We start from the raw sequence: 12,396 nt of genomic DNA, 5'->3' as shown, positions 1-12,396 counted from the left end.
TTTAAATTGCATCTGTAATTATTTATACACTTTAAATATATGAAAATTCGTACTTAATAAAAATTTATAGAATCTTTTTTTTTCGTTAATTTGTACCTATGGAAAAGGACTTAAGTAACTATAGAAAATCTTATGATAAAGGCGAATTGCTTTTAGAAGAAGTACCAGAAAACCCGTTAGAATTATTTCAAAAGTGGTTTCATGAGGTAGATTTACACTTTGCTGAAGATGAAACAAATGCGATGACGGTTTCAACTTTAGGGTTAGATGGTTTTCCAAAAAACAGGGTGGTACTTTTAAAGCGCTACACCTACGAAGGATTTATTTTTTATACTAATTATGAAAGTGAAAAAGGAAAAGCTATAGCAGCGAACCCTAATGTTTGCTTATCTTTTTTTTGGCATGGAGCAGAACGACAAATTATTATAAAAGGACGTGCAGAAAAAATTGCTGAGAATATGAGCGATGGTTATTTTGAGTCTCGACCTGTAGGCAGTCAGTTAGGTGCATTAGTTTCTAGCCAAAGTGAAGTAATCCCAAATCGTGAGTATCTTGAGACTAAACTGTCGGAATTAGAAAAAGAATATGAGGGTAAACCCATTTTAAGACCAAAATATTGGGGTGGCTATATTGTAAAGCCAGTTGAAATAGAGTTTTGGCAAGGTCGACCTAATAGATTACATGATAGAATTAGGTATCAACTTCAAGAAGATTATAGCTGGTTGATAAACCGTTTATCTTCATAAAATAACGTTGAAATACATTTTTTAATTTTCAAAACGTGTATTTCAACGATTAAAAGCAATTAAAATCGATGAAACGCATGTTGTTAGTCGATTTTAACATTTATTTAACACTTTCTTTTAAGTAGGCGAATATCTTTGTTGAACCCAAAGCAATAATTCAAAAAATACCTACTTATGAAATCACTTCTAAAATTTCCGTTAATAGCTCTGATAGCTATGTTTTCTTTTTCCTGTTCTACTGAAAGTATGGATGAGGGTACAGAACAAATTCAAATTGAAGAAACTACTATCCAAGCCAAAACTATTGAGGTAGAAACTTTAGAATTAATTAACGATTATAGAATGTCTCAAGGTTTAAATACTTTAAGTGATATGAATATTGTGAAATCTGTAGCTTATAGCCACACAGATTATATGTTAGAAAATAATGAAATCTCTCACGATAACTTTTTTAAGAGAAGTGAGTATTTAAAATCTCATACGGGAGCTGCAAGGGTTTCAGAAAATGTGGCTTACGGTTACAGCTCAGCTCAAACTTTAGTGAAAGCATGGTTAGCAAGTGAGGGACACCGTAAAAATATTGAAGGTGATTTTACAAACTTTGATATATCAGCAGAACAAAATGAAGAAGGTAGATGGTATTACACTAATATCTTTATTAAAAAATAAAGTAACTACGTTACTAGAGCATACCTATTTATTTACTAATTAATAGCCATAATGAGTTAAACAGGTAAGTTAATAACAATTTGAAGTGTTGTTATCTAGTTTAAAGTATAAAAATCCTCTGATGAAAATCAGAGGATTTTTTTGTGTATAAAATACAAATTACACACATTACATATTGACCATGTTTTCGTCTATTTATACATCTTAAATCTTCCTGTTTATTCTTATTATTTTGTTTAATTATAACTCAACTTAAGTTGTTAAAAAATAATAGTTTTTTTACGAGTATTTTAAAATCTGTAGGCTTTACGGCGCTTTCGGTCAAAATATGACCATAATTTATACTAATTGCGCTATAATTTATGATGTTAAATCTTAATTCTCACTAATATTGAATTCAATAAGGAAGCGATTTGTAATTATGATTTAATGCTCATAATTCAATTACTCAAACCTAAGAAATAGAATTAGAAAAGATTATAGATATTAAATATGAGGCATATGAAATTACAAATTTTAGGCGCATTTGTTGTAACACTCCTAATGGTAAACTGTGGTAAAAAGAAAAGTGAAGTTGCAGTAGAAGCAAGTTTTGATGTTGATGAGCAATTAGCGTATTGTGTTGAGCAAACTACTAATGCTTTAAAATTAGTTCCAGCCGAAGGAGATATTCCTAGAAATATTGCTCCAGACAGTAAAGAGTGGCGTTATGTAGATTATAAAGATTGGACTAGTGGCTTTTGGCCAGGTGAACTTTGGTATTTATATGAGTTTAATAATGAACAAGCATGGGAAGCATCTGCCGATAAATTCACAGAATATCTTAGACCATTATCTGTAACTCCTGCCTTAGATCACGATTTAGGTTTTCAGGTCTATAATAGTTTTGGAAATGGTTACCGCTTAACTAAAAATCCAGATTATAAAGATGTTATTTTAAAAACAGCCGATACTTTAGCCACATTATTTAATCCTAATGTTGGTACTATTTTATCTTGGCCGAGAGATGTACCAAATATGGAATGGCCACAGCACAACACTATTATGGATAACATGATAAATTTAGAGTTGTTGTTTTGGGCATCTAAAAATGGAGGTAATAAAGCATTGTATGATATGGCTGTTAGCCATGCCGACGTTACAATGGAAAATCATTTTAGACCAGATTATACATCATACCACGTGGTTGTTTATGATAAAGATACAGGAGAAAAAATTAAAGGTGTAACACACCAAGGTTACAGCGATAGTAGTATGTGGGCACGTGGCCAATCGTGGGCTATTTATGGTTATACTATGGTTTATAGAGAAACTAAAGATCCTAAATATTTAGATTTTGCACAAAAAATAACTCAGGTGTATTTAGATCGTTTACCAGAAGATTTAATACCATATTGGGACTTTGATGCTCCAGATATTCCAAATACCACTAGAGACGCTTCTGCGGCCGCTGTAGTAGCTTCTGCGTTGTTAGAACTATCAACGCTTACTAAAGATAAAAATTTAGCTAAAGAATATAGAGAGAAAGGTGAAGGTATGTTAATAGAACTTTCTAAAAACTACCAAAGTAAAGATGTAAATACCGCATGTTTATTGCATTCTACAGGTCATGCACCGGCAGGGTCAGAGATTGATTATTCAATTGTTTATGCCGATTACTATTACGTTGAAGCCTTGTTAAGACTTAAAAAACTGAACGAAGGTATTCCTGTTTTAGCAGCTTTGCACAAAATGTAAATTACAAAAGAGGTTATTATTTTATAAGAAATGATAACCTCTTTTTTATGTCTTCAATTATTTTCTTGAAAAAAAAGGCTTTTCTTTTTTCATTATTGAAAATACTACCTTCGATATCACGCAACCAATTGCTAATAGTTGCATCTTCGGGAAAAGCTCAAGATTATGAAATACAAAATTTACCTTATTGCCTTCGTTTTTATTGGAAGTTTATGTCTGTCTTGCGAATCGGACGACATATCTTATCAAAACAGTTTTGAAAATAGTCTTGAAACTTTAGAGACTTTCAAAATAGAGACTAATAACTCATACACATATACTGTACAAAATGGTTCTTGGGTGGGATGGTCTAATGAAACGACAATAACAGTAATTAATGGTGAGGTTACTCAAAGACATTTTAAATATTTTATACCAGAAGGTTTAGATGTTAATTTATCTGAAGAGGAACTAGAGTGGGTAGAAAATGGAGTAGAAGTTGGAAGTCATACCTCAGGAGCTCAGGCTTTAACCTTAGATGCTATCTACAATAAAGCTGAAAATGAATGGTTGGTTAAAAGAAAAAATGCTAAAACTTACTTTGAAACAGAGAATAACGGATTAATATCAGTTTGTGGTTATACTCCAGATAATTGTACAGACGATTGTTTTAATGGTATTAGAATAATACATATAGAATAAATTTAGTATTTATCATCATTTATAAATAAAAACGGGTTGAAAAGTAATAAACTTTTCAACCCGTTTTTTTATGTTTTAAAATTAATTATTTCGTCTGCTTTTGGAATTTCTTGCTAAAAACTAAAAAGAGTACACCGCATAAAATCCAAGCGGGTAGTGTTACAAAAGATAAAAATACATCAAACTGTACCGAAATAAAGTAGAAAATACCGAAGCTAATAGCCCAAGCCCAAAACACCGATTTATTAAACGATAAGTTAGCCACTTCAGCATAGTTTTTTATGATGCCTACTTTTTTATGGAAAAAGTGTTCAAATACAATAATGGCTCCAAAAGGCGCTAAAATAAAACCGTAAAGCGCAACAAAACCTAAAAGTTTCATGGCAAATGCAGGAAAAAGTCCTGCTATAGTTGCAACTGTACCTGCTAAAATAGTAACCTTAGCGGTAGATAGTTTTGGTAAAATAGCTTGAAAAGCTAAACCAGCTCTGTAAATTGTCGGGTTTGCAGTGGTCCAACCTGCTAAAACGACTGCTATAATACCAAAAACACCTATAGCATTATAAGCTAGAGGTCCTGGTGCTACAGGAGGTGCATCACCATTGCTTAAAAAAGTTAAAGCTTCAGGAGATTTTAAGTAAACGGCATATAATAATGCAGCCGCAATCCATGCCATATAATGGCCTACGTACATACCTGCCGCTGTTGCCCAGCCTGCTTTGGCTTCTTTTGCAAATCTAAAAACTGATAAATCCGACATACCAATATGCATGGCGCCATTAGCAAACCAAGACCAAATTACAACATGCCAAAACGTGAATTTTATTTGCCCCGGAAAGGGCTCTGAACCTTCTCCCCAAATATTCCAAAAATCACTAAAACTAGCTACGCCCAATTGGTTAAGAGCTACTATACCACAAGCAATAAAAGCTATAACAATTATTGGAGACATTAGGTTAGCAGCTTTGGTAACCATATCGTAACCACGTGCTGCAATTATAGATATAACAGCTCCAATAAGAATAACTATGATTATCCAAGTTGCACCGTTAGGCATAGTATCCGTTAGCTTTGGCATAGGCATATTAAATGGTATGCCTACTGCTGTTGCAGAAACAGTTATCATAGACCCTGCTAAAAAGCAAAATAAAATACCGTTAGCTAAGTTATAACCTGTAACTAGTTTTTTACCACATATTTTTTCTAACTGAAAGTATAAAGTCATTCTGTTTTTAATAGCTATTTCTGCAGTTAAAAATCTCCAACTTAAAACTGCTAATAGGTTTCCTAATAGCAAACCAATAATTAAATCGAAAGCACTTACACCAGCTGTTAAAAACAAGGGGCCAATCATAAACTCAGTTCCGGCAGCATGCTCTCCGGCATACATGCCAATAAAACTCTTCCATCCTTTTAGTTTGGATTTTGGTACCGGGGTTCTTTCAAATTCTCCTCCTGCAATGTCTTCAATTGCATGTTGTTCTATACTTACTTGGCTCATTTAGTTTAGTTTTATGGAATGGTTAGTTCTGTCTAGTAATTTAGTATGTGTTATTTAATTATAAAGGGGACGTGTTTTTTTAGTGAGTAATTTTTACGCAAAAATTTAGAGTTTAATTTTTTATCTGAAATAGAAATGGCTGCACCTAATGCTGATCCTAATGAAGAATCGGTAGTTCGTAATTTCATGTTTCTACAATAATGTGATAGTAATTTTACAAAAAGGTCGTTATCACTAAAACCTCCATCAATATAAAGGCGTTTAACATCATCGTCACCAATAACATCTTTTATACTTTTTATTTGAAGAAGAACAAGTTCCGTCATTAATTGATGATAGGCATATTCAAAATTATCATAGCTTATATGAGTTTCTTTTGGCATATCTTGATCAATTAACCCTTCCCATGTAAACATGTGTTTAAAATCGTGTAATATTTCAGAATAGATATCATAGTCAAACTTTACGTGACGATGATAATTTTCATCCACATTAAAGAGTTTACTTAGTTTATCTATTTGAATTTTATACTCGTTACCTAAAAATAAACGTGTCGCTTTTACAGGTTTTCCATTAATTCTCATATAATTAATAGAGTCTTCAGTATCGCTATCTGCAACAATAGGATGATCTGTAAATGGGTTTAAAGTAATGCTCCAAGTTCCTGTGGATACTAATACAAACTTCTTTTTTACACTACGCACATAAGGCAATAAAGCCGAAGAACTATCGTGAATACCCACACCAATTTTAATACGTTTCCCGTTGTAGTTCATGTTAATACTGGTTTCTGTAGAAACAATAGTTGGTAAAATTTTATGAAGTTCTTCTCTGTAAACCCAACTGTGATAATCTTTTTTTGTGTAATCCCAAAGCCCTGTGTGGCAGCCAATACTAGTATATTCGCTTAAGGCTATTCCTGTAAAAATAAAACTGAGATACTGGGGTAAATGCAGCGAGTATTTTATTTTTTTGAATATTTCGGGTTTGGTATGTTTTATCCAATAAAGCTGTAAACCAGAATTTAAAAGGCTTAAATCAAAACAACCAGTTGTTTTTAAAAAATCTTCTCTAGGCCCATATTTTTCAACAAACTCGTCAACAATACTTTTGTCAATTTGTTTGGTGTAATTATACAGAGGCGTAAGTACTTCTCCGTTTTCATCTAAGTGTACAAAGCTGGCACCATAAGTTGAGAAATTTATAGCTTGAATATTATATTCTGAAGCTTCAAGAATGTTTTGAAACACTTTTTTTAGCCATTCTTGAAGCGCTTTTAGGTTCTCGGTAGGATGTCCATCTTCATCTTGAATTTCATCAAAGCTTATGTATTCCTTATAAACTTCTTTGTAATCACTATCAAAAAGAAAGAATTTTTTATTGGTTTTTCCTATGTCGAATACGGCAGTTACATTTATCATTTTAAAATAAATTATAGTCCTGTAGCAACTGTATTTCTACCACGTTCTTTTATAAGTTCATTTCTAACATCTAAAGCACGGTAAGCATTTATAGGGCTTAATGCGCCGCCACGTTCTAATCTTGCTTTTTCTAGTAACGGCCGAACATCTGTTCTATAAGCGTTTTGTAGAATTTCTTGGCATTTTACCACATCGTGATTTAGTTGTGCTTGTTTTAATTCATTTTGATCTATTAAAAGCGCTTTGGCGTAAGCTTCTTGTATAGCTTCTAGAGATTGAATTAAATCTTCTAACGGGTCTTTTACATTATGGCTAGCATCAATCATCCAAGCTAAATCAGGATTTGCAGGATTGTTTTCCATACCATAAACCAATTCATTAAAAATTAAGAATAGGGCATAAGGTTTAATACTTCCAACGGTTAAATCATCATCTCCATATTTGCTGTCATTAAAATGGAAACCACCTAATTTTGCTTTCGACATTAATATCGATACAATTTGCTCAATGTTACTGTTAGGTAGGTGATGACCTAAATCGACAAGTGAAAACGCTTTTTCTCCACAGGCATTAGCAAGCATGAATGAGGTTCCCCAATCCTGAATTACCGTACTGTAAAAGTTAGGTTCGTAAGGTTTATATTCAATAAGCATACTCCAATCTTCAGGAATACCTTTGTAAATATCTTTTAAACTGTTTTCTGTATTTTGAAGCGCTGTTTGAAAGTTGGTTTGTCCCGGAAAACAAGATCCGTCTGCCAACCATACTGTTAAACTTTTTGAACCTAATTTATTTCCGATATTAATCACATCTAAATTATGCTGAATCGCTTGCTGTCTAGCGGCTTCATTTGTGCTGCTTAAAGAACCATACTTGTAGCTTTCTTTAGCATTAGCTTGATCCTGAAAAGTGTTTGAATTGATGGCATCGAATTTAATACCTAAGCCTGAAGCTATTTCTTTTATAGCCTTGTAATCTTGAGGGATATCCCAAGGAATATGTAATGATACCGCTCCAGCAGTTTGTGTAAGTGCATGTAAAACACCTACATCTTGAATTTTTTGTTCTAAGCTAGAAGGTTCTCCATAGAATGAAAAACGTCCGAAACGAGTTCCTCCAGCTCCTAATGCCCAACTAGGGATAGCAACCTGAAAGTCTTGTAGTTTTGATATGATTTTATTGACATCTACACCTTTTTTTGTTAAGCTATTGGATAAAAAATCGAAATGCTCTTGGTGCGATGTTAAGTCTTTTTTATTGGTGTCTTGAATATGATTTTGTTCTATTTTCATAATTCTTATTTGTTTAGTTTAGTTGAAGGTATGTGAAGCATTAATTATTTAGTTAGCAAAAGAAGAAAGTAACGTTTAAACGTGTTCTGTTAAAAAAACTTCCATATATAATTTAATATGCTATGGAAGTTTAAACTAAAACTAACTCAAATATTATTTTATCTCACAAATGCATTGGCCATACCGCCATCAACATTAATAATATTTCCTGTAGATTTATCAAGTAATGCTACTAAAGAGAATACACCGTTAGCAATATCTGCAGGAGTTATTATTTCATTTAATAAATTTCTTTTTGCATAAAAAGCCGGAAGCTCCTCTACAGTAATACCATTGGCTTTAGCTCGACCTGCGGCCCAAGCACCTTCCCAAATTTTACTACCCACAATAACACCATCTGGATTTACTGTGTTTACTCTAATTTTATCTTTTCCTAGTTCGGCAGCTAATAAACGCACCATGTGTTGTTGTGCTGCTTTTGCAGTACCATATGCTACATTATTTGGGCCAGCTACTAAACCGTTTTTACTTGCAATAGCAATGTAATCTCCACCAAGGGATTGTTTACGCATTATTGCGGTAGCTTGTTTAGCTAAATCGAATTGACCTTTTACCAAAATGCTTTGTAGAATATTCCAGTCTTTATCTGTTGTATCTTCTAAAGCTTTAGAAATTGCTAAACCAGCACTATGCACCACGATATCTACACCACCAAATTCAATAACTGCTTTTTTGTAAGCAGATGCAATAGATTCTGTATTTGTTACATCGCAAATAGCATAAGTAGATACATCTCTTTTGTAAGTAGCATGCGCTGTAATTAAGCTTTCTTCGTTAATATCTGTAAGTACAATATTGGCTCCTTCTGCAGCTAATTTATCTGCAATAGCTTTTCCAATACCACCACCAGCACCAGTAACTAAAGCTACTTTTCTAGATAAAGGTTGCTCTTTTGGCATACGTTGTAATTTGGCTTCTTCTAACAACCAATATTCAATATCGAAAGCTTCTTGCCTTGGTAAAGATGTATAAGCTGTAATAGCTTCTGCACCACGCATTACGTTAATAGCATTTATATAAAACTCACTAGCAACACGTGTAGTTTGCTTATTTTTTGCAAAACTAAACATACCAACACCAGGATAAATAATAATTACTGGGTTTGCATCACGAATGGCAGGACTGTTATCTTTTTTACAAGTATTATAGTAATCTACATATTCTTGTCTGTAAGCTTCAAAACCAGGTTCTAATTTCTTTAAAATGGCATCAGCATCAGATAAATCTTCGTTTTTATCTAATGTTAATACTAAAGGCTGAATTTTGGTTCTTAAAAAGTGATCTGGACAAGAGGTTCCCATAGGCGCCAAGCGTTGCAAATCGTTACTGTTTATGTACTCCATAACCACATCGTTATCAGAGAAATGACCAATCATTCTATTTTCCGAAGCACATAAACCTCTTAATAAAGGCATGATTTGCACTGCTTTTTCAAAACGTTCTTCTTTTGGTAAGCTTTCTACTTTTTGACCTCCGAAAACAGAACCTTTTTCTTCCATTTTCTTTTCAATATATTCCGAAGCCATTTCGATAACTTCTAAACTATTGATGTAAGATTCATATGATGTGTCTCCCCAAGTAAATAAACCATGAGAACCTAAAACAATACCTCTAATTCCAGGATTATCGGCTAAGCATTTTTCTAACTGTAACCCTAAATCGAATCCTGGTTTTTGCCATGGCACCCAACCCATAGTGTCTCCCCAAATTTCTTTGGTAACTTTTTCACTATCCTGAGCCGCGGCTACAGCAATAAGTGCATCCGGGTGTAAGTGATCAATATGAGCAAATGGTAATAAACCGTGAAGCGGCGTATCAATAGATGGAGCTTTACTATCTAAATCGTAGATACAGTGGTTAAATAACCCCACCATTCTATCTTCATCTTCTAAACCGCCGTAAACATTTTTTAAATCGCGTAATCTTTCGGTATATAAACCTGCAATTCCTGAGCGTGTTAATGTTCCAATATCGCCACCAGAACCTTTTACCCACATTACTTCAACCTCTTCATTTGTTAAAGGATCTTTTTCCATGGTTTTACAGCTGGTGTTACCACCACCGTAATTTGTAATTCTTAGGTCGGCTCCTAAAATATTGGACCGATATAAAAATAAGGCTACTTGGTCGTCTCCTAAAGCAGAAGCTTTAGCATCATCCCATAAATAATCTACGTGTTTAAATTTTTTTGTAAGTGTGCTCATATTTGTTATTGTAATGTTACTAGACAAATTTATATAATTAGTAATTTGAGTCCATCCTGCACTGTACTGTAATTTAGTGAAAACATTGAAGTTTCTGTAATTCAAACCCGTATTATTCTTTTTAATAAGTTGAATGTTAACTAATTTAAAAGAGGTTTTATTTTTATTAAAAACGGAGAGTAAAGATTCTTAGGAAGAATAGGTTGTTCAAATAATGAAAGTAAAGAATGTGTGGAAGGTGTTTGTTAAAGGGGGTAGAGAAGTGAAGAACGGTTTTTTGTACGGAAATTAGCCAAATTTTTGATTAATTACTAAACCTAATATTATTACTTGCATGATTTATTTAGATATTATTTCTTTCCACCTTTCAGATTCCGCAAACTGCTTTACAATGCGATTTCGTTCAGTGAGTAATTCAATCATATATTTTTTGAGAAACAACTTATCAGCTATTTTACCTAACATTCCAAAAGGAGATTTGTAATAAAAAAGGTCTGTCATTAAAGTCTCATCATTCAATTCCTCAAAGTGATGTTCGTGTTTAAACTCTTTAAAAGCCCCTTTTACCATTTGGTCTGTAAAGTTTTTTGGTCGGTTGTATTCGGTGATTTTGGAAGTCAAGTTTTGATAAATACCAAAGTGTTTTGCTCTCCACGTTACGCTTTCGTCCATTCCGATTAATCCACTCGTTTTTCCTGCGATGGCTTCTTCGTTTGTGTGTTCCGTTGAAATTTTGTGTAAATCGATACTTCGCGAGAGATCAAATACTATGTTCCTAGTAGCTTTTATCTTTGTTTGAAGTTTGATTTTTGGCATTTTGGAGGAGTGGTTAGTATAAGAAAAGGAAGGGATTAAAAACGTACTTACTTTCGGCTTAGGACTTGGCTCAATTTAAAATTTTACCGAACTTTATGGACATGTAATAATTTTTGGTCTAGCTCGTAACCCTTATAATTTTCATACATTGTTAACGATTGCCTTTTTATTCTCTAATTCCCAATATTTCAGTTCTTTTTTTAATAAGTTGTGTTTAATTTGTTTTCTACAATTAATAATTAATTCCAAGTTTTTAGTAGACTCACCTAAATCGAAAAATAAAGAATCTTTTAATTTAAAATCACCCCAGCGTTCCTTTCTGTCCATCTTTTGAATCAAATTATAAACTTCTAAGAAATAACTTTCGTTATAATTCCCTTTGTTGAATTCTGCTTTTAAGGTACCAACCAACAACTTTTCCTTTATAGCACTTTTTTGCTTATTTAATACTTCTTCGTGTTTTTCTATAAGAGTAAGCATTTCAGGGTAACTTAAAATATCGACTAGTGGTTTTAAGGCTGTTATTTCATAGTTTTTAAAAGGTGTTTTTTCCGTAAGTTCCATTGCCGCTTCAAGCCCTTTTTGTTTGCTATAATTAGATATAAAATCTGATTTTATAAAATTGGCTTCAGTTTTATGTTTAGCTGGAAGACACTTTTTATAAAAGGTTTTAAATTTATTTAGGTCAACATTGTTTATATATTCATAAATACGAATTTGATATCCAAAGGCACTAGTTGGTTCATCCTTTTTACGATATGAATTGACCTTATATACAGGCATCTGTTCTATATAATACTCCATATCACTCCATTTTTCAAGCTCTTTCATATATTCAAGTAAACTAATGAACAGATGTTTTTGACCAATATCACTATCAACCTTCAGAATCACTTCTAACATCTGTTTTTCATCTAATTTTTCATTGATAAAAAGCTGTTTTAGTCTATGTATATAATCTAGAAAATAATATCCATATCTTCTATGCTCTTCTCCTTCTGCAATGTTTTGTTGTAATAAATCGATATATTTCTTATACTTATTTTGATACCAAGTATTATCGAAATATCCAATATAGCCACTACCATATATTTCTTTTTCTATAATAGTGTTATCCTCAAGTTTGATTTTGTCTAAATGGATAACCAATTCAGAATAATTCCGACTAGTAATTTCTTTAAGAACGAACAAATTGGAATATTCATCATTCTCAAATAAATTCAATATTTCTATACAATAGTTAATCTCTTTCATTTTTGAGGTTATTGC

At 32.7% G+C, this 12,396-nt stretch carries 10 protein-coding genes; 4 read left to right on the top strand and 6 right to left on the bottom strand.

All coding sequences use genetic code 11. From position 1 onward, the window contains the following. Positions 1-98 precede the first annotated feature (98 nt). The 4 genes from pdxH (at position 99) to V6246_RS05680 (ending at position 3,833) form a co-directional block, all read left to right on the top strand. Entirely contained in the window at positions 99-746 is a 648-nt protein-coding gene (pdxH, locus tag V6246_RS05695; protein WP_341559552.1) for a pyridoxamine 5'-phosphate oxidase, read from the top strand. Between the two features lie 174 nt (positions 747-920). After that, positions 921-1,415, top strand: coding sequence for a CAP domain-containing protein (locus V6246_RS05690; protein WP_304404121.1), 495 nt, complete (start codon positions 921-923; stop codon positions 1,413-1,415). 501 nt (positions 1,416-1,916) lie between these two features. Further along, the gene (locus V6246_RS05685; RefSeq protein ID WP_341559548.1) at positions 1,917-3,152 is read left to right on the top strand and encodes a glycoside hydrolase family 88 protein; all 1,236 of its coding nucleotides are present in this window, start codon (positions 1,917-1,919) and stop codon (positions 3,150-3,152) included. A 165-nt stretch (positions 3,153-3,317) separates the two neighbouring features. Next, positions 3,318-3,833 (top strand): hypothetical protein, encoded by a 516-nt coding sequence (locus V6246_RS05680; RefSeq protein WP_341559546.1) that lies wholly within the window; start codon positions 3,318-3,320, stop codon positions 3,831-3,833. A gap of 85 nt (positions 3,834-3,918) precedes the next feature. Here the strand turns inward: V6246_RS05680 and V6246_RS05675 are convergent, their stop codons facing one another. From V6246_RS05675 to V6246_RS05650, 6 genes are all read right to left on the bottom strand, one after another. Then, positions 3,919-5,334, bottom strand: a complete 1,416-nt coding sequence (locus V6246_RS05675) for a purine-cytosine permease family protein (protein ID WP_341559544.1) — start codon at positions 5,332-5,334, stop codon at positions 3,919-3,921. 50 nt (positions 5,335-5,384) lie between these two features. Further along, positions 5,385-6,755, bottom strand: coding sequence for an FGGY-family carbohydrate kinase (locus V6246_RS05670; protein ID WP_341559541.1), 1,371 nt, complete (start codon positions 6,753-6,755; stop codon positions 5,385-5,387). Between the two features lie 11 nt (positions 6,756-6,766). Then, positions 6,767-8,047, bottom strand: coding sequence for a sugar isomerase (locus tag V6246_RS05665; protein ID WP_341559539.1), 1,281 nt, complete (start codon positions 8,045-8,047; stop codon positions 6,767-6,769). Between the two features lie 158 nt (positions 8,048-8,205). Continuing rightward, positions 8,206-10,311 carry a bifunctional aldolase/short-chain dehydrogenase gene (locus tag V6246_RS05660; RefSeq protein ID WP_341559537.1) on the bottom strand — a complete coding sequence of 702 codons (2,106 nt, stop codon included), beginning with the start codon at positions 10,309-10,311 and terminating at the stop codon, positions 8,206-8,208. A 339-nt stretch (positions 10,312-10,650) separates the two neighbouring features. Beyond that, on the bottom strand, positions 10,651-11,127 hold the full coding sequence (locus V6246_RS05655) for an SRPBCC family protein (protein WP_341559536.1): 477 nt from the start codon (positions 11,125-11,127) through the stop codon (positions 10,651-10,653). 141 nt (positions 11,128-11,268) lie between these two features. After that, positions 11,269-12,381: a hypothetical protein gene (locus V6246_RS05650; RefSeq protein ID WP_341559534.1), complete on the bottom strand. Its 1,113-nt coding sequence runs from the start codon at positions 12,379-12,381 to the stop codon at positions 11,269-11,271. Positions 12,382-12,396: the final 15 nt, after the last annotated feature.

The sequence above is a fragment of the Algibacter sp. TI.3.09 genome, from assembly GCF_038154905.1.
Taxonomy (GTDB): Bacteria; Bacteroidota; Bacteroidia; order Flavobacteriales; family Flavobacteriaceae; genus Algibacter.
Note: the sequence above shows the minus strand (reverse complement) of the source record. Positions and strands in the feature narration are given on the sequence as shown.

Coding starts and splice junctions, on each gene's coding strand:
- pdxH (WP_341559552.1), top strand. CDS start 99: ATGGAAAAGGACTTAAGTAACTATAGAAAATCTTATGATAAAGGCGAA.
- V6246_RS05690 (WP_304404121.1), top strand. CDS start 921: ATGAAATCACTTCTAAAATTTCCGTTAATAGCTCTGATAGCTATGTTT.
- V6246_RS05685 (WP_341559548.1), top strand. CDS start 1,917: ATGAAATTACAAATTTTAGGCGCATTTGTTGTAACACTCCTAATGGTA.
- V6246_RS05680 (WP_341559546.1), top strand. CDS start 3,318: ATGAAATACAAAATTTACCTTATTGCCTTCGTTTTTATTGGAAGTTTA.
- V6246_RS05675 (WP_341559544.1), bottom strand. CDS start 5,334: ATGAGCCAAGTAAGTATAGAACAACATGCAATTGAAGACATTGCAGGA.
- V6246_RS05670 (WP_341559541.1), bottom strand. CDS start 6,755: ATGATAAATGTAACTGCCGTATTCGACATAGGAAAAACCAATAAAAAA.
- V6246_RS05665 (WP_341559539.1), bottom strand. CDS start 8,047: ATGAAAATAGAACAAAATCATATTCAAGACACCAATAAAAAAGACTTA.
- V6246_RS05660 (WP_341559537.1), bottom strand. CDS start 10,311: ATGAGCACACTTACAAAAAAATTTAAACACGTAGATTATTTATGGGAT.
- V6246_RS05655 (WP_341559536.1), bottom strand. CDS start 11,127: ATGCCAAAAATCAAACTTCAAACAAAGATAAAAGCTACTAGGAACATA.
- V6246_RS05650 (WP_341559534.1), bottom strand. CDS start 12,381: ATGAAAGAGATTAACTATTGTATAGAAATATTGAATTTATTTGAGAAT.